This window comes from Escherichia sp. E4736 (genome assembly GCF_005781225.1).
Taxonomy (GTDB): Bacteria; Pseudomonadota; Gammaproteobacteria; order Enterobacterales; family Enterobacteriaceae; genus Escherichia.
The window spans coordinates 1-17,984 of the sequence record NZ_VATT01000003.1 but is presented as its reverse complement, the minus strand read 5'-3'; the positions used below and the strand labels follow the sequence as shown (position 1 = coordinate 17,984).

12 protein-coding genes and 1 pseudogene are annotated in these 17,984 nt (G+C 50.0%); 6 read left to right on the top strand and 7 right to left on the bottom strand.

Features of this window, described 5'->3' with window-relative positions; all coding sequences use genetic code 11:
* Positions 1-109: 109 nt before the first annotated feature.
* Positions 110-1,396: a C4-dicarboxylate transporter DctC gene (gene dctA / locus FEK46_RS02135; protein WP_130210116.1), complete on the top strand. Its 1,287-nt coding sequence runs from the start codon at positions 110-112 to the stop codon at positions 1,394-1,396.
* Between the two features lie 219 nt (positions 1,397-1,615).
* On the top strand, positions 1,616-3,112 hold the full coding sequence (locus tag FEK46_RS02130) for a pitrilysin family protein (protein WP_130210118.1): 1,497 nt from the start codon (positions 1,616-1,618) through the stop codon (positions 3,110-3,112).
* Positions 3,113-3,236: 124 nt separating this feature from the next.
* Here FEK46_RS02130 and FEK46_RS02125 read toward each other — a convergent pair whose 3' ends face one another.
* From FEK46_RS02125 to kdgK, 3 genes are all read right to left on the bottom strand, one after another.
* Positions 3,237-4,865 (bottom strand): hypothetical protein, encoded by a 1,629-nt coding sequence (locus FEK46_RS02125; protein ID WP_240731109.1) that lies wholly within the window; start codon positions 4,863-4,865, stop codon positions 3,237-3,239.
* 442 nt (positions 4,866-5,307) lie between these two features.
* The gene (locus FEK46_RS02120) at positions 5,308-6,513 is read right to left on the bottom strand and encodes a DUF3142 domain-containing protein (RefSeq protein WP_135559185.1); all 1,206 of its coding nucleotides are present in this window, start codon (positions 6,511-6,513) and stop codon (positions 5,308-5,310) included.
* Positions 6,514-6,607: 94 nt separating this feature from the next.
* Positions 6,608-7,537 (bottom strand): 2-dehydro-3-deoxygluconokinase, encoded by a 930-nt coding sequence (gene kdgK, locus FEK46_RS02115; protein ID WP_130260942.1) that lies wholly within the window; start codon positions 7,535-7,537, stop codon positions 6,608-6,610.
* A 232-nt stretch (positions 7,538-7,769) separates the two neighbouring features.
* Between kdgK and pdeH the strand changes: the two genes are divergently transcribed.
* On the top strand, positions 7,770-8,537 hold the full coding sequence (gene pdeH / locus FEK46_RS02110) for a cyclic-guanylate-specific phosphodiesterase (protein ID WP_130210126.1): 768 nt from the start codon (positions 7,770-7,772) through the stop codon (positions 8,535-8,537).
* A gap of 68 nt (positions 8,538-8,605) precedes the next feature.
* Positions 8,606-10,666, top strand: coding sequence for an AsmA family protein (locus FEK46_RS02105; protein WP_135559186.1), 2,061 nt, complete (start codon positions 8,606-8,608; stop codon positions 10,664-10,666).
* A gap of 109 nt (positions 10,667-10,775) precedes the next feature.
* Here the strand turns inward: FEK46_RS02105 and FEK46_RS02100 are convergent, their stop codons facing one another.
* From FEK46_RS02100 to FEK46_RS02090, 3 genes are all read right to left on the bottom strand, one after another.
* A complete protein-coding gene (locus tag FEK46_RS02100; protein ID WP_130210130.1) occupies positions 10,776-12,098 on the bottom strand; it encodes an MFS transporter in 1,323 nt (440 codons plus the stop codon).
* A 410-nt stretch (positions 12,099-12,508) separates the two neighbouring features.
* Entirely contained in the window at positions 12,509-13,522 is a 1,014-nt protein-coding gene (gene yhjD, locus FEK46_RS02095) for an inner membrane protein YhjD (RefSeq protein WP_130210132.1), read from the bottom strand.
* 48 nt (positions 13,523-13,570) lie between these two features.
* On the bottom strand, positions 13,571-14,470 hold the full coding sequence (locus tag FEK46_RS02090) for a LysR family transcriptional regulator (RefSeq protein ID WP_205712850.1): 900 nt from the start codon (positions 14,468-14,470) through the stop codon (positions 13,571-13,573).
* 515 nt (positions 14,471-14,985) lie between these two features.
* Here FEK46_RS02090 and FEK46_RS02085 point away from each other — a divergent pair.
* Positions 14,986-15,588 carry a response regulator transcription factor gene (locus FEK46_RS02085; RefSeq protein WP_064527789.1) on the top strand — a complete coding sequence of 201 codons (603 nt, stop codon included), beginning with the start codon at positions 14,986-14,988 and terminating at the stop codon, positions 15,586-15,588.
* A gap of 50 nt (positions 15,589-15,638) precedes the next feature.
* Here FEK46_RS02085 and FEK46_RS02080 read toward each other — a convergent pair whose 3' ends face one another.
* Positions 15,639-17,288 (bottom strand): alpha,alpha-trehalase, encoded by a 1,650-nt coding sequence (locus tag FEK46_RS02080; protein WP_135559188.1) that lies wholly within the window; start codon positions 17,286-17,288, stop codon positions 15,639-15,641.
* Between the two features lie 501 nt (positions 17,289-17,789).
* On the opposite strand from FEK46_RS02080, the pseudogene FEK46_RS02075 reads away from it, so the two are divergent.
* Positions 17,790-17,984 (top strand): annotated as a pseudogene (locus FEK46_RS02075) (glutamate decarboxylase); the annotation flags it as partial.

Here is a 17,984-nt window from a genome sequence, read left to right as displayed (position 1 = left end):
GTTTCAATTATGATCCAGGTACATTTCTGTGATGTTGTCTGGGTGTTATTTTAAGGCCGCAGGTACCCCATAACCTTACAAGACCTGTGGTTTTACTAAAGGACACCCTATGAAAACCTCTCTGTTTAAAAGCCTTTACTTTCAGGTCCTGACAGCGATAGCCATTGGTATTCTCCTTGGCCATTTCTACCCTGAAATAGGCGAGCAAATGAAACCGCTTGGCGACGGCTTCGTTAAGCTCATTAAGATGATCATCGCTCCCGTCATCTTTTGTACCGTCGTCACTGGCATTGCGGGCATGGAAAGCATGAAGGCGGTCGGTCGTACCGGCGCAGTCGCACTGCTTTACTTTGAGATAGTCAGTACCATCGCGCTGATTATTGGTCTTATTATCGTTAACGTTGTACAGCCAGGTGCTGGAATGAACGTCGATCCGGCGAGTCTGGATGCGAAAGCGGTAGCCGTTTACGCCGCGCAGGCGAAAGACCAGGGCATTGTCGCCTTCATTATGGATGTCATCCCGGCGAGCGTCATTGGCGCGTTTGCCAGCGGTAACATTCTGCAGGTGCTGCTGTTTGCCGTACTGTTTGGTTTTGCGTTGCACCGTCTGGGCAGCAAAGGCCAGCTGATTTTTAACGTTATCGAAAGTTTCTCGCAGGTCATCTTCGGCATCATCAATATGATCATGCGCCTGGCACCGATTGGGGCGTTTGGGGCGATGGCATTTACCATCGGTAAATACGGCGTCGGAACACTGGTGCAGCTGGGGCAGCTGATTATCTGCTTCTACATCACCTGTATCCTGTTTGTGGTGCTGGTACTGGGTTCAATCGCTAAAGCGACCGGTTTCAGTATCTTCAAATTTATCCGCTACATTCGTGAAGAACTGCTGATTGTGTTGGGAACATCGTCTTCCGAATCGGCGCTGCCACGTATGCTCGACAAGATGGAAAAACTCGGCTGCCGGAAATCGGTGGTGGGGTTGGTCATCCCGACAGGCTACTCGTTTAACCTTGATGGCACATCGATATACCTGACGATGGCGGCGGTATTTATCGCCCAGGCTACCAACAGTCAGATGGATATCTTCCACCAAATCACGCTATTAATCGTGTTGCTGCTTTCTTCTAAAGGGGCGGCAGGGGTAACGGGCAGTGGCTTTATCGTGCTGGCGGCGACGCTTTCAGCCGTAGGCCATTTGCCGGTGGCGGGGCTAGCGCTGATCCTCGGTATCGATCGCTTCATGTCGGAAGCCCGTGCGCTGACTAACCTGGTCGGTAACGGTGTAGCAACCATCGTGGTCGCTAAGTGGGTTAAAGAACTGGACCACAAAAAACTGGACGATGTGCTGAATAATCGTGCGCCAGAAGGCAAAACGCACGAATTATCCTCTTAATCTCACCTCTTATGCCCGCACTCCCTTCCCCGAGTGCGGGTGTTTGCGCATAATTGCCCCCTGTGCCTGAACTTACCACCTGGGTGAGTTCAGGTTTATTTCACTTCTTCCGTGACATTTCCATGTTCTTGCGGTCTAACACGAAGTGTTTTTAACGTTATTCAGACTGACCGATAACGGGCAGTCTTTTATTACCAGGATAGTTGATCAGGGGTTCACATGCAGGGCACAAAAATTCGACTTTTAGCGGGCGGTTTGCTGGTGATGGCCACTGCTGGCTATGTGCAGGCAGATGCGCTCCAGCCTGATCCAGCATGGCAACAGGGGACGCTCTCCAACGGTTTACAGTGGCAAGTGTTGACCACGCCCCAGCGTCCCAGCGATCGTGTTGAAATTCGCCTGCTGGTTAATACTGGTTCGCTCGCCGAAAGTACCCAACAGAGCGGTTATAGTCATGCCATTCCCCGCATCGCGCTGACGCAAAGCGGTGGCCTTGAAGCGGCACAGGCACGTTCATTGTGGCAACAGGGGATCGACCCTAAGCGCCCGATGCCACCGGTGATCGTCTCTTACGACACCACGCTGTTTAATCTTAGTCTGCCAAATAACCGTAACGACTTGCTGAAAGAGGCGCTCTCTTATCTGGCAAATGCCAGTGGCAAACTGACCATCACACCAGAAACCATCAACCACGCGCTGCAAAGTCAGGACATGGTGGCAACCTGGCCTGCCGACACCAAAGAAGGCTGGTGGCGTTATCGCTTGAAGGGATCGACTTTATTAGGTCACGATCCTGCCGATCCGCTGAAACAACCCGTTGAAGCGGAAAAGATTAAAGATTTCTACCAGAAATGGTACACCCCGGATGCAATGACGCTGCTGGTGGTGGGGAACGTTGATGCGCGCTCGGTTGTAGACCAAATCAACAAAACGTTTGGCGAACTGAAAGGCAAACGTGAAACACCGGCTCCGGTGCCGACGCTTTCTCCTCTGCGTGCGGAAGCGGTGAGCATTATGACCGACGCAGTGCGTCAGGATCGGTTATCCATCATGTGGGATACGCCGTGGCAGCCGATTCGTGAATCAGCCGCACTGCTGCGCTACTGGCGTGCGGACCTGGCCCGTGAGGCGCTGTTCTGGCACGTTCAGCAAGCATTAAGCGCCAGTAACAGTAAAGACATTGGTCTTGGATTTGACTGCCGTGTGCTGTATCTGCGTGCGCAGTGTGCCATCAACATCGAGTCACCAAACGACAAGCTGAACAGCAACCTTAATCTGGTGGCGCGTGAGCTGGCGAAAGTTCGTGATAAAGGTCTGCCGGAAGAAGAGTTCAACGCTCTGGTTGCGCAAAAGAAACTGGAGTTGCAGAAATTGTTTGCTGCTTATGCGCGAGCTGATACCGATATTCTGATGGGCCAGCGGATGCGTTCGTTGCAAAATCAGGTTGTCGATATCGCGCCGGAGCAATATCAGAAACTGCGTCAGGATTTCCTCAACAGCCTGACGGTAGAAATGTTAAATCAGGATTTGCGTCAGCAACTGTCGAACGACATGGCGTTAATTCTGTTGCAGCCGAAAGGTGAGCCGGAATTTAACATGAAAGAGTTGCAGGCCGCATGGGATCAAATCATGGCCCCATCGACTGCGGCTGTGACTACATCCGTAGCCACGGATGACGTCCATCCTGAAGTTTCGGATATTCCACCCGCGCAGTAATAAATAACCCGGCAGCGTTTCTTCTGCGCTGCCGGGATTAACGGTAATGAATAACGTAGTCTGAATGATATGCGTCAGCAGTTTTCGCCAGTCCGTAAGGAGAGCCTTTCTCATCCCTGTAAGGTTATTTCTTCAGATCCTTCTTAAACACTGGTTCAGGACAATCACGACCAAAATGTGCAGCCCAGTCAAAAGCTTTACCGTTTTTCACGTAGCGTTGATAAATTAATGCACCGGTTTCTGGATCAAGGTATCTGACCCAACTTGCAGCATGGCATAACACGGCGGCCCATGTCTGGGTTTTGGGGTGAAGTAAATCGGCAGATTGTCCGGCCCATTCCGCAGCCTGCCAGCGGTAATGCAAGAAGTGATTATTTTTGTCAGGTACTGCATTAGCAAAACGACGGTTTTCTTTCTCACTTATCCAGCCGCTATCATTAGTGTAGGAATAAGGTGTGGAATATGCTCCGCTGGTAATAGCATAGTCGGGATACATTTCATAGGCGACGAGTTCGATGCCATTATATCGTAATAATCTTGCCGCCTCGTATTGCGCCTGCGCGCGCTCCTGATTATTGATATTATTATTTTGGCTTTTTTCCATTAAATCTGCCAGTTGCTGCGCCATTTTACGGTAATTTGGAATATCAAAGTAGCTGACGGCTTGCTGATATTGACCATTGCGAATAAACCTTCTGGCCAGTAATGCACGTAATTTTACGTCAGTTGGAATGAGCGTTGGGGGAACGAAGTAACCGCTATATTCTCTGTCATAATCATTTTCAGATGACTGCAAATTAAAGGGTTTTAGCTGTTGGCTGGGCGGTGGTACATTTTTATCAACAAACGTTTTTAACTCCTGTAACGTTAATACACTTTCCCCCACATCAGCTAAATCTGCCCAATAAGTATCTTTGCCTTTATAAAACAGCGTCATTGCTTGCAAGTAATCATCGCGCTTCAACGCCAGAATTGCTTGCTCGCCAGCAATACGACATGATGGCATAATGATCTCATTACCGTGGTAGTAATCACTTTCTGTCATCGGGTTGCCCCACGTTTCATTTTCCGGGAAGAATTTTGCCGCACTGGCATAATAGCGGGTCGCTAAAGGAATATTACCTTCACGCAGCGCCATTTTTGCGTTTAACCATTCGCGGAGGCCGCTTTCTGGCGCATCCTCTAATAAGACTTTCGTTAACGAGTAATCACCATTACGATAAGCTAATGCGGCCAGTCGATCGCTATAAGAAAATCCTTTTATCCGATGGTTCACCAACAAGTTGATCAATTTTTCACGTTGTGTTGTGCAGAAATATTCACTGTTTTCGGTAATGCACCCATCCTGGCTATACCCTCTGTCGTGACGAATAAAAAGCTCTGCGATGACCAGTTTCTGAACTATGGGATCATCAATAATATTTTCTAAAAGGGCGAAATTTTTTTCATTTGTCAGATACAGTGCAATTCTACGTAATGAGATTTTACCTACGGGGGAACCTTGTGCAGCCTGTTGCGCATAATATGTGATGGCTCCATTCATATCTGCTTTATTCAGCCGGTAAAAACCTAACTGCCCCAAGCTGGCGAGAGAGAGTTGTTCGGGGTCTGGCTCACCATTGCGAACTTCTTCTATAATTTGTTGATAAAGTTTAATCCCCTTTATGGATTCCTCACTATGATACGCGCCAGTATTATAAGCTAACTCGTCATTTTCACCTGAATCGAATATTTTACGGGCCTGGGTATACATTGCCTTCAGCCGCCATTCACCTTGTTCGCTTTTGGGTAAGGCTAATAATTTATCGAACCAGGGGCTGTCGTAGATGAAGTGATAAAAGTCTATGGCTCCCAGATAATAGAGTCGTTCTGCTGTAGGTAGTTTTGTCTTCAGTTTCTCTGCTATCTCTTGTAGACGTTTTTCGCGAGTGTAATGCTGATAATCGGTATCCTTTTGCGTTTCTCTGTACTGATAATAGTCCTCTAAATCGTTTGGTTCGATCTCTGGCTGCTATAAAGGTAAACGTGGATCGCGTTCGACTAAATGGCGAGCTTCATATATGAAACTGCCATTAGGCATTTCTGTTAATGTGTGTTGTCGATCATGCAAAAGTGAGTTCGGCGCATAAGGCCCGCAAGCATAAGCGTTCTCGCAAATCAGCGTGAATAACACAACGCTGGCAATCCGCGATATCTCATGGCGTAACATTAAACTCTCCTTGTAGTTTTTGATTGCAGCGCGCCCATCCCAGCGGACTGCTTTCTCCGGCGCGCAGTTGCCTGGCGCTTCCTCTCACAAAATTCAGGCTGGATGGCCCGGGTTGCACCTGATAGTGGCTGGCTCCATCAGCGAATAGACAATCTGCATTGGGCAGAATTATTTGTTTCGGCAACGGCGCATCAATTTCGCCGCTGTTTTTAATAGCCAGATCAAAAAGCTGTTCGTCTGCATGTTGAGCAATAATTAACGACCAGCGTGGGGTCAGCGGTTGATGCTGAATCACGGCTTCCAGCGTCGTCAGTGACCAGGCGCGGCGATCGCCTGCTAACGGTAGCCGAAACCATACCAGCCCCTGTAATCCACGCGGTGGTTGCTGTTCTAAATATTGAATGAAATCGGCAATGGTTTGCGGTGACACACTTAATTCACGCATCTCTTCGGCAACGTATAACGGAGCTTCACTCTCGACGCGATTATCACTGGTGAGCGCAGAACCGTAAGCGGGCAATGCGACGAAAAAAGGATGCGAGGTTTGTCTGGCATATTGCTTTACCCAACGCTGCGCCAGACCGGCATCTAACAGGCCTTTTTCGGGCGAAAGCACGTTATGTACTTGTAAAACCGAAGTGTCCGCAATGCGCAATAATCGGACGAGATGTGGTGATTCAAGCCAGGTGGGTAGGGCGGTAACGCTAAGTTTTATATTTGCAGGAAGCGTCTGATGTAACGCACTAAGAAGTGTCAGATATTCCGGCAATTTTGCTGTTGGCGCGTCATAATCAATTTCCACACCTGCCAGCGTAATACCTGCCTTTTGCCACTCACGTAGGGTCTGTTGAATATGCTGGATAACTTGCTGGTTATTAAACCGTGTAAGCTGGCCATCGAGTCGCGCGACCAGCCAGACCGGGCGACCATCTTGCTTAATAAGTGAAGTATTAACCGTAAAGTGTCGGATGCCTTCTTGCGGGTGAAATTGCATCCCAAGTATGCGTAGCGTAGAGAAAAGTGGGCGGCTTCGTTTTAGTGCCTCGTTATGTTCTGCTGTCCAGACGCGTTGCCAGATATAGACTTGCTGATCAAAGCGAAGCGGTTGTGAAGGGGTAAATAAAATATGCAGCCCGTAGCCCAGGCCGATCAGAAGAAGTGAAGCTGCAAAAATCCTTTTGCAAGATGGCATATTGTTACGGCATTACGATTATCAACAGGCTGATAGTGTACCGCTGTAACTATTAACGGAGAACGAATATCTATCCGTTCTCCGTCAAAAACCATTATTCCGGCATTGCTTCACGCGGGATAATCGCGCCGCGATACTGAATAACGGTACTTGCAGTCAAATGCCCACGTTTCGCGGCATCTTCCGCACTACCGCCTGTCAGACGTACCGCCAGATAACCGGCGCTGAAAGAGTCGCCAGCTGCGGTGGTATCGATCACTTTTTCTTTCGGCAGTTTCACCGCCGGAACATCCACTAACCCTTCACCAGCAATGGACACCAGGCAAGAATCAGCCCCGCGTTTCACCACCACTTCTTTCACGCCTGCTTTATGGGTGCGCGCAATGACGTCTTCCACCGGTTGTTGACCCCACAGCGCGTCTTCGTCGTCCAGTGTCAGGAAGGCGATATCCGTGCATTCCAGCATTTGCTGATACACCTGCTGCGTCTCTTCTTTGCTGGCCCACAGGCGCGGACGGTAGTTATTGTCGAAAATCACTTTTCCGCCATTGGCGCGGCATTCGCGCAGCAGGGAAAGCAGTTTTTCGCGGCTGGTTGGGCTTAAAATCGCCAGGCTAATCCCGCTAAGGTAGAGATAATCGAATTTCGCCAGCTCTGCGCAAATCGCCGCTGACTGCTCGCTTTCCAGCCAGAATTTGGCCGCGGCTTCGTTACGCCAGTAGTAGAACGTACGTTCGCCAGTGTCATCGGTTTCAATGTAGTAAAGGCCCGGCAGGCGGTTTTCCATCCGTTGGGTCAGGGAAGTATCAACGTTCTCGCCGTGCCAGGCGTCCAACATCTGCTGACTAAAACTGTCCGTTCCCAGCGCCGTCACGTAATGAACGGTTAATGCCGCAGGATCGACCTGACGGGCGATATAGACGGAGGTGTTCAGGGTATCGCCGCCGAAACCGCGCTTAACGTCTGCGCCTTTCTCGGAAAGCTCAATCATGCATTCGCCAATCACGGCAATCTTTTTGGACATAGTCGTGAACCTGATCTGTAAAAAAATTAGCGTTAGTTTGCGCTGTGGTGGTTTGTTGGTCAACTATATTAAAACACTGTTCCATTATTTTTTTGAGCCAGAACGTATTCCTGGACGATTTCGCCGCAGGACGGGCAAATTTAGCCGCTTCGGGCGGTAAAGTTCTGGCGTTGCGCGCCGATAACATTTGTCGAGTCCGGGCAGCATCACTTTTAAACACAGGACATCTTCGATGATAAGGCAGGTTATTCAGCGAATAAGCCATCCTGAAGCAAGTATCGAAAGCTTGCAGGAACGACGCTTTTGGTTGCAGTGTGAACGTGCTTACACCTGGCAACCGATTTACCAGACATCCGGTCGGTTGATGGCCGTAGAGCTATTAACGGTCGTTACTCATCCCGAGGATCCTTCGCAACGATTGCCGCCGGATCGTTATTTTGCTGAAATCACCATCAGACATCGTATGGATGTGGTGAAAGAACAGATTGATTTGCTGGCGCAAAAAGCCGTGTTCTTTGTTGAGCATGGCCTGCTGGCATCGGTTAATATCGATGGTCCGACACTTCTCGCCCTACGTCAGCAGCCGGAAATTTTGCGTCAGATTGACCGCCTTCCCTGGCTGCGTTTTGAACTGGTAGAACATATCCGCCTGCCAAAAGATTCAACCTTTGCCTCGATGTGCGAATTTGGTCCGCTATGGCTTGATGATTTTGGCACTGGGATGGCAAATTTCTCCGCGCTCAGTGAAGTCCGTTATGACTACATTAAAATCGCTCGCGAACTGTTTGTGATGCTGCGCCAGTCGCCGGAAGGCCGCACGCTCTTTTCGCAGCTTTTACATCTAATGAATCGCTATTGTCGCGGGGTGATCGTCGAAGGCGTGGAAACGCCGGAAGAGTGGCGCGATGTACAGAACTCGCCCGCATTCGCCGCACAAGGCTGGTTTCTTTCGCGTCCGGCACCGATAGAAACGCTGGATACGGTGGCTCTGGTGGTGTAGCCGCCTCATTTTCCGCCTGGCTGGACTATCTTTAGGACTGGCCCAGGAAGAATATGAGGAAGCGAACTATGAGCAAGGCAGGCAAAATAACCGCCGCGATTTCAGGTGCTTTCTTGTTGTTGCTCGTCGTGGCGATCATTTTGATTGCGACTTTTGACTGGAATCGACTCAAACCGACCATCAACCAGAAAGTCTCTGCGGAGCTGAATCGCCCGTTCGCTATTCGTGGCGATCTGAGCGTGGTATGGGAGCGGCAAAAACAGGAAACCGGCTGGCGCAGCTGGGTGCCGTGGCCCCATGTACACGCGGAAGACATCATTCTCGGCAACCCGCCAGACATTCCCGAAGTCACAATGGTGCATCTGCCACGGGTAGAAGCAACGCTGGCCCCTCTGGCGCTGCTGACCAAAACGGTCTGGCTACCGTGGATCAAACTGGAAAAGCCCGACGCACGCCTGATTCGCCTCTCAGAAAAGAATAACAACTGGACGTTTAATCTCGCCAGCGATGACAACAAAGACGCGAATGCAAAGCCGTCGGCGTGGTCGTTTCGGCTGGATAATATTCTGTTCGATCAAGGGCGGATCGCCATTGATGACAAAGTAAGCAAAGCGGATCTGGAAATTTTTGTCGATCCATTAGGCAAGCCGTTACCGTTCAGTGAAGTCAGCGGATCGAAAGGTAAGAACGAGAAAGAAAAGGTGGGCGATTATGTTTTTGGCCTGAAGGCGCAGGGACGTTATAACGGCGAACCGCTCACAGGCACGGGAAAAATTGGCGGCATGCTGGCGCTGCGTGGCGAAGGGACGCCGTTTCCGGTACAGGCTGATTTCCGCTCTGGTAACACCCGTGTTGCTTTTGATGGCGTCGTGAATGACCCAATGAAAATGGGCGGCGTCGATTTACGGCTTAAATTTTCCGGCGATTCGCTGGGCGATCTCTATGAACTGACGGGCGTTCTGCTGCCTGATACCCCACCGTTTGAAACCGATGGTCGGCTGGTAGCGAAAATCGACACGGAAAAACCGTCGGTCTTTGATTATCGTGGCTTTAACGGGCGTATTGGCGATAGCGATATTCACGGTTCTCTGGTCTACACCACCGGTAAGCCACGGCCAAAACTGGAAGGTGACGTCGAGTCGCGCCAATTGCGGCTGGCAGATTTAGGACCGTTAATTGGCGTTGATTCCGGTAAAGGGGCGGAAAAGTCGAAACGGTCTGAACAGAAGAAGGGCGAAAAAAGCGTTCAGCCTGCGGGCAAAGTGCTGCCGTATGACCGCTTCGAAACCGATAAATGGGACGTCATGGATGCCGATGTTCGATTCAAAGGCCGTCGTATTGAGCATGGCAGCAGCCTGCCGATTAGCGATCTTTCTACCCATATCATCCTCAAAAACGCTGACCTACGCCTGCAACCGCTGAAATTTGGCATGGCGGGCGGCAGCATTGCGGCGAATATTCATCTGGAAGGCGATAAAAAGCCGATGCAAGGGCGGGCAGATATTCAGGCTCGTCGACTGAAACTGAAAGAACTGATGCCGGATGTGGAATTGATGCAGAAGACGCTGGGGGAAATGAACGGTGATGCGGAACTACGCGGTAGCGGTAACTCAGTGGCGGCGCTTTTGGGGAACAGTAACGGTAACCTGAAACTGTTGATGAATGACGGGCTGGTGAGCCGCAACCTGATGGAGATTGTCGGGCTGAACGTCGGTAACTACATTGTCGGTGCGATCTTCGGTGATGATGAGGTGCGGGTGAACTGCGCGGCAGCAAATCTGAATATTGCCAATGGCGTGGCGCGTCCGCAGATTTTTGCTTTTGATACTGAGAACGCGTTGATTAATGTTACCGGCACGGCAAGTTTTGCTTCGGAACAGCTGGATTTGACTATTGATCCGGAGAGTAAAGGGATTCGGATTATCACACTGCGTTCGCCGCTGTATGTGCGTGGGACGTTTAAAAATCCGCAGGCTGGGGTGAAAGCCGGGCCGTTGATTGCCCGAGGTGCCGTTGCGGCGGCACTGGCAACGCTGGTGACGCCAGCTGCGGCCTTGCTGGCGCTGATCTCGCCTTCCGAAGGGGAGGCTAATCAGTGCCGGACAATTTTGTCGCAGATGAAGAAGTGATGGAAATTGCCGGATATCTGGCATCCGGCAATTAAACAGATTTAGATTGTTGGCAAAGTGCGCTTTGTTCATGCCCGATAAGCGTAGCGCATCAGGCTTTTCAGTCTTATTACAACGACTGATGTCGCGTCTCATGCGTCAGCAGCAGGGCGATTAACGTCAAGCCAGCCATTGCCGCCAGATATAACCCCACCGCACCTAACCCGTAGTTAGTTTGCAACCAGGCCGCGATATATGGCGCAACGGAAGCCCCGAGAATCGACGCTACGTTGTAAGAGAATGATGCTCCGGTGTAACGCACTTCTGTCGGGAACAGCTCTGGTAACAGCGCGCCCATCGGCCCGAAGGTCAGCCCCATCAGGCTTAACCCCAGCAGCAGGAAAGCAAAAACCAGAATAGGATTGCCAGAACCGAGCAGTGGATTAAAGGCGAACAGCGCGAACAGGATGATTAGTGTCGTGATGATCACCATGCTTTTACGCCGCCCAAAGGCATCGGCCAGCAATCCGGCTACTGGTACCATCACGCCAAAACCAATAACTGCCATCATCAGCATCCACAGCACTTCATTGCGCGGCAGGCCAAGCCCAATTGGCGCGGCGGCGGTACTGAAGGTCATTGAGTAGACGGTCATGATATAAAACAACGTGTAGGTTGCCAGCATGATAAAGGTGCCGAGTACCGTGACGCGCACGTGTTTGGTCAGCAGTGTACCCAGCGGGATCTTCACCTGCTTTTTCGCTTTAGCGACTTTTTCAAACACCGGCGACTCATGCAGCGACACGCGAACATACAGGCCGATAATGACCAGCACCGCCGAGAAGATAAACGGCACGCGCCAGCCCCAGCTCATAAACTGCTCATCAGTCAGCAGCCAGGAAAGCAGCAGAAAAGTGCCGTTAGCAAAGAAGAAGCCAATCGGTGCGCCCAGCTGTGGGAAGGAGCCGTACAGCGCACGTTTACGCGGTGGTGCGTTCTCGGTTGCCAACAGCGCTGCGCCACCCCATTCACCGCCTAATCCCAGACCTTGACCAAATCGAGCCAGTGCCAGCAGCAGCGGGGCGAAAATACCAATCGTGGCGTAGCCCGGCAGCAGACCAATCACCACTGTTGAAATCCCCATCGTTAGCAACGAGGCGACCAGCGTCGCTTTACGCCCAACGCGATCGCCGAAATGACCAAATACGGCAGAACCGATTGGGCGTGCGACGAAGGCGATGGCGAAGGTGGCGAGCGATTGTAGCGTCGCTGCCGCGGGATCGCCCTGCGGGAAGAAGATATGCGGGAACACAATAACGGCCGCAGTGGCGTAAATGTAGAAGTCGAAGAACTCAATGGCCGTGCCAATGAGGGAGGCGACAAGGACTTTATTACGTGAGTTTATCGGCTTGTATTCTTGCTCGTTGTCGAGTGTTGTGGCTGTTGCTTGCATAATCTTTTCTTATTTTTTGGCGAACGAATAGCCATATTACGCACAGCAAAAGTGATATTTCAATGTGTAACAAATCGCGGAAAAGGTTAAAAACCAGGCAAAAAGCGGATAATGTTTAGACTAGTGATTTTTCTTCTATGAAATGCTTCACACAATTTCATAAATGGTGGATAAAACTGGTTTCAGGTTAAATAAAAGTTACCAACTGGATTTATATGCTGGGTTTATGAGTTGATGTGAAATTGTTGGCTCCCAAAGAGATGGCTGAAGAGGTCCAGGGGAAGAGTTTCAGGTGGTTATGTGCGCATCATAGCCGGATGCGATGCTGGTGCATCTTATCCGGCCTACGGCGAGCCAGGTCGAATAAATTCGTAGGCCGAATAAGGCGTTTACGCCGCATCCGACCTATTTTAATGCTGCGTTTTCCCCGGCATTCGCGGGTCGTCTTTGTATTCGGCGGTGGCAATCCACGCCGCGCAAAACAACGTCAGACGGGCAAAGAAGTAAAAAAACGCCATCAGCCCCAGCACGGAACCAAATGCCGCGCCAGACGGGGATTTCATCAACGACGGCAGGGTATACGTCATCACGATTTTAATGACTTCAAAACCAATAGCCGCGATGAATGTTCCACGAATCAGCGCCTTTTTACGCGGGCGATGACGCGGAAGACGCCAGAAGATCCAGAAGAAAAGCAGATAGTTAGCGAAGATAGAAATCGCCATGCCAATCAACCGCCACGTCGGTTTCAGCCACTCAATACTGTTAAGGTGCAGGGCGCTAATAATCATTTGCTGCGCCGAACCGGCAACCGAGGTTATTGAAAGCGTGACAATCAGCGCAATCAATAAACCAATTAGTGAAATAAAATCACGCAGATACTTAACCCAAAACTTCTCCTGATCTTGCGGTGAACGTTCCCAAACATCACGCGATTGAGCGCGAATTGCTTCACGCAAATTTCCCATCCAGTTAATCCCGGAATAAAGCGCCACCGCCAGGCCGACAAGCCCTACGGTCGTTCGCTGCTGAACGGCGGTGTTGATGGTATTTTTCAATGTGGCCGCCAGCGTCGGATCGCTGATGTTTTGCAGAATTTTGTCGAAGATATCCTGCAGCAGCATCGGGTGGGAGGCCAGCACAAAGCCCCCTGCGGCAAACGACACCATCAAAATCGGGATCATCGATAAAAACGAGAAATAAGTGATTGCCGCGCCAAACTGGTTACCCAGCCGATCATTGAAGCGTTCTGTTGCGCGTATCAGGTGCGCGATGATGGGTTGACGTTGGACTTTCCCGGCAGTGGTGGTAACGGTTTCCAACGCCTGACTGACTTTGCTGCCTTTATCGCTATTATCCAGATGTTTAATTTGCTCGTGCTCCAGATCCTGGGTGGGACGTTTGATCTCGTTTTCCTGCGTCATCCGCTCTTTAGTCCTTCTGTCGTTGTCTGTCTTAAAAAGTATAGTCGGTCAGTCCAGGTGCTCTTTTATTACGCCAGCCAGCCACTGCATAAACAGATTTACACGGCGGGAAAGCTCCCGACGCTGGGGATAAACCAGAGAAATGGATAGCGGCTCGGCGCGGTAGTTGGGCAACACTTCAATAAGCCGCCCGGCGCGTAGGGCTTCGCGTACGGCGACGCGGGGGATTTGAATGATACCCAGACCCGCCAGGCCGGCGGCGAGATAGGTTTCGCTACTGTTTACCGTCAACATGCCGCCGGACTTAAACCACTGGACGCCATTACTGGTGGCAACCTCAAAACCTAATGGATGCGCGCCCAAATGCGGCGTGTAATGCACCACTGCGTGCGAAGTCAGATCGTCCACACTTTGCGGATAACCAAAACGCGTCAGATAGTGCGGGCTGGCACAGTTGACCATCGTCAGTTTGCCGAGGGGGCGGGTAATAATACCCTCGTCGGGCAACGAGCCCGTGCGCATCACGCAATCATAGCCATCACGAAGAATATCAATCGCCCGGTCACTGCTACTTAATTCCAGTTCAATCCCTGGGTACTGATGAAGAAATTCTGGCAGGCGCGGCAGCAACAGGTTTTTCGCAATTCCGAGCGGGATATCGACGCGTAATTTGCCGCTGATGCTGGTGGTATCCTGCTGAAACAGGCCGTCCAGTTCGTTGAGATTACTCAACACATCTTTCGCTCGTTGGTAATAGGTCATGCCGTCGGGGGTAAGTTTGACCCGCCGCGTAGTGCGATGCAGCAACTGGGTGCCAAGCTGATGTTCCAGTGCCTGTATCTGGCGCGAAACACTTCCCTTTGGCAAAGCAAAGAAATCCGCTGCACGGGAAAAACTTTCCAGCTCTGCGACCTTAATGAACAACTGCATTGCGTGAATTTTATCCATTTCTTTGACCGATTGTTGTTCACAGCGAAACAGTAACGCGCATAGCGCATTATTTATTGTTTTTTCTAGCATCTAATGCAAGGTTTCACAATGTAGTAATGATTAATACCGGTATTTTTTAGAAGGAAATGGCTGATAAGCTTCACTGGAAAGGAAAAATAACGCTTGAAGGACTGTCTTTTCAGCAATTTCCTGCAAAATAGTAAATGCAGTATTGGCTTTTCGTGCGCAATTTAATCATTTTGCGGTCAGGTATTTAGCCAGCTCTCGCGAAAATCACAGTTTATTTGAATGCTTGTCAGACGAAGATATAAGGATTTCCTCAAAAATGTTTTAAATAATGCCCTCGACATGTAATTTCAGGCTGTCAGCTGTAACTATTTATATCGGTAACTATTTTCCACATTGCATATCTGTAGAATGGCCACCGCCAAATGGCGAATTCTTATTTTGCCTCTCGGGTAATACCCTTCCCCTACTTGAGAGTTTTAACGTATCCAGGTGGAGATTCAGTAATGCATATAATCATGTTTGACAGGCAGTCAATATTTATTCACGGAATGAAAATCAGCTTACAGCAGCGTATTCCTGGAGTGAGTATTCAGGGCGTCGATCAGGCAGATGAACTGTGGCAAAAACTGGAAAGCTCCCCTGAAGCCTTGGTCATGCTTGATGGCGATCAGGATGGTGAGTTTTGCTACTGGTTACTGCAAAAAACCGTAGTGCAATTTCCTGATGTTAAAGTGTTGATAACGGCGACAGATTGCAGCAAACGATGGTTACAGGAAGTTATCCATTTTAACGTGATGGCAATTGTACCGCGTGATTCAGCCGTCGAGACGTTTGCATTGGCGGTAAATAGCGCGGCAATGGGAATGATGTTTCTGCCCGGAGACTGGCGAACGACACCGGAAAAAGACACAAAAGACCTCAAATCGCTAAGCGCCCGCCAACGGGAAATTTTAACTATGCTGGCGGCAGGTGAATCAAATAAAGAGATCGGCAGGGCGTTAAATATCAGTACCGGAACGGTTAAAGCGCATCTGGAATCGCTTTATCGCCGTCTGGAAGTGAAAAACCGCACTCAGGCGGCGATGATGTTAAATATCGCCTCCTGAAGAGGATAGTTTTATAGCCAGCAGGTTGTTAGTGGCTGGCTGTTAAAATATTACGGTTCGCCGTACAAACCTATCAGACGCCGTACCACACCGTTGGTCCAGCCAAATCCATCCTGCAACGGATATTCGCCCCCGCCGCCCTCACGGGGAAGGCCATCGGCAATATGGTATTTCTCGATCAGTTTGTGATGTTCCAGGTAAAACTGGTTCACTGTCTTCAACCAGCTACGCGCGATTTCATCACCCAGATAGTCATCGCCGTACATTTTAAACCCCTGAATCGCCATCCACTGCAATGGCGCCCAGCCGTTGGGTTTATCCCACTGTTCTCCGGTTTCGTACTCGCTCGCCAGAATCCCACCCGGCGTCAGTAAACGGCTACGTACGGTGTTTGCCAGGCGGTCTGCCTGTTCGTGATTCGCCATGCCCACGTATAACGGCACAATAGCGGCAGCGGAAAAGAGGGCTAACTGCTCGCGCCGCCAGTCGTAATCGCGGTAGATGCCGTTTTCATCATCCCAGAGATAACGGTTAACTGCATCGCGGCGGGCGCTGGCTTTCTGGCGGAACAGCGTTTCTGTCTCTTTCTCACCTTTCAGCGCCGAGATGTTGGCAATGGCGCTCTCCAGTTTAAACAGGAAAGCATTAAGGTCGATGGGGATGAATTGGGTAGTGCGAATGCTTGCCAGACGGCCCGCGTCACGTAGCCAGCGTGATGAGTAATCCCAGCCAGAAGCGGCACCTGCGCGTAAATCGCGATACACCTCGTTAGGCGGGCGACCGGAGTGTTTCGCGGTTTCCACATCTTCCAGCCAGGATTCATCGCGCGGCGTGTCGCGGTCATCCCAATAACGGTTGAGCAGGGCACCGTCCGGCATCCGCACCACATGGCGATAGGCCTGATTCGGAATCAGTGATTCTGCGCCGTCCATCCAGAAGGCATATTCCATTTTTAGATGATCAAGGTAGCGGCGTGCACCGCGCACACCATCTTCTTCAAATAGCTCCACCATCAACGCAAAAACCGGTGGCTGCGAGCGGCTCAAATAATAGGTGCGGTTGCCGTTGGGGATGTGGCCATAGTTTTCTATCATCCAGGCGAAGTTGTCGGCCATGCATTTCAGTAAATCCTCACGCCCGCTCTCTGCCAGCCCCAGCATGGTGAAATAGGAATCCCAGTAGTAGGTTTCGCTAAAACGGCCCCCCGGGACAATGTACGATTGCGGTAGCGCCAGCAGGGAAGACCAGGGAATATGATCCTGGGGTTCGCGGGTTAACACCGGCCATAGTTGGTCGATATGCTCTTTCAGTGAGTTTTGCGGGTCCGATACATACTCGCTGGAGTAGACTTCCGGCTGCCAGAAGTGCTTTTCAACAAACTGGCGTAAGTCGAAATCGCGATGACGGCGCACTTTACGATAGCGGATTAAGATATCCAGCGGGTCCATTTTGGGGGCGCAGTCAGGGAAGGTTTTGCTGTCAGGGAAAATTTTCGCCGACTGGACATGCTCGAACAGTTCGAGATAACGATCGGCAGGGGTCAGCGCATCAGAGGCGGGTAGCCCCTCAATCATCTCGGGTTCTGGCTCTGCCTCCATCATCTCATCCAGTTTTAATTCATACGGATCCAGCTCATAGCAGAGATCGACTTCGATCATCCGTTCATCTGGATTAAGGTTTTGAATTTTCTGATTGAGCATAAGGATCCGACCTCCGAAATTCGTCTCTAATTATCGGGCTTTCCTTTAAGAGTAGTCATTCGCTACGGTCGATGGGGGATGAAGTGTGCGGAAGATCACGTTTATTAATGTGTCAAAAAATATAACCCATTAATATACAAAGAAAATGAGTGATAAACGTTTTTTTTGCAAAATTTCATTTTCGGAACATTCACGCTACTCCATGATAAAAGCAGGTGTATCGCTGTTATTACAAATAAGAGTAGCGGTAATCAGTGTAAGAATGCAGAAGGAAGTAAACTCTTTTTGATTATTAAAATAAATAACAGGAATTCCTTAAATATATATTTAAAATTAATCTGGTGTTTTCTGGTGTAAATATTATTGGTGTTAGTTTGTTATATAGATAAATCAATTTCATGCTTAGGATTTTGTTATTTAAATTATACCTGTAACCCCTTGCGTCCATTCCAGATAAATCCTACTTTTTTATTGCCTTCAAATAAATTTAAGGAGTTCGAAATGGACCAGAAGCTGTTAACGGATTTCCGCTCAGAACTACTCGACTCGCGTTTTGGCGCGAAGGCAATTTCTACTATCGCGGAATCAAAACGTTTTCCGCTGCATGAAATGCGTGATGATGTCGCATTTCAAATTATCAATGATGAATTATTTCTCGACGGTAACGCTCGTCAGAATCTGGCAACTTTTTGCCAG

What these genes read in the sequence shown, in the direction of transcription:
- FEK46_RS02125 (WP_240731109.1), bottom strand. Translation starts at nt 4,865, where the DNA reads ATGTATACCCAGGCCCGTAAAATATTCGATTCAGGTGAAAATGACGAG.
- FEK46_RS02085 (WP_064527789.1), top strand. Translation starts at nt 14,986, where the DNA reads ATGCATATAATCATGTTTGACAGGCAGTCAATATTTATTCACGGAATG.
- dctA (WP_130210116.1), top strand. Translation starts at nt 110, where the DNA reads ATGAAAACCTCTCTGTTTAAAAGCCTTTACTTTCAGGTCCTGACAGCG.
- kdgK (WP_130260942.1), bottom strand. Translation starts at nt 7,537, where the DNA reads ATGTCCAAAAAGATTGCCGTGATTGGCGAATGCATGATTGAGCTTTCC.
- FEK46_RS02100 (WP_130210130.1), bottom strand. Translation starts at nt 12,098, where the DNA reads ATGCAAGCAACAGCCACAACACTCGACAACGAGCAAGAATACAAGCCG.
- yhjD (WP_130210132.1), bottom strand. Translation starts at nt 13,522, where the DNA reads ATGACGCAGGAAAACGAGATCAAACGTCCCACCCAGGATCTGGAGCAC.
- FEK46_RS02105 (WP_135559186.1), top strand. Translation starts at nt 8,606, where the DNA reads ATGAGCAAGGCAGGCAAAATAACCGCCGCGATTTCAGGTGCTTTCTTG.
- FEK46_RS02090 (WP_205712850.1), bottom strand. Translation starts at nt 14,470, where the DNA reads ATGGATAAAATTCACGCAATGCAGTTGTTCATTAAGGTCGCAGAGCTG.
- FEK46_RS02080 (WP_135559188.1), bottom strand. Translation starts at nt 17,288, where the DNA reads ATGCTCAATCAGAAAATTCAAAACCTTAATCCAGATGAACGGATGATC.
- FEK46_RS02120 (WP_135559185.1), bottom strand. Translation starts at nt 6,513, where the DNA reads ATGCCATCTTGCAAAAGGATTTTTGCAGCTTCACTTCTTCTGATCGGC.
- pdeH (WP_130210126.1), top strand. Translation starts at nt 7,770, where the DNA reads ATGATAAGGCAGGTTATTCAGCGAATAAGCCATCCTGAAGCAAGTATC.
- FEK46_RS02130 (WP_130210118.1), top strand. Translation starts at nt 1,616, where the DNA reads ATGCAGGGCACAAAAATTCGACTTTTAGCGGGCGGTTTGCTGGTGATG.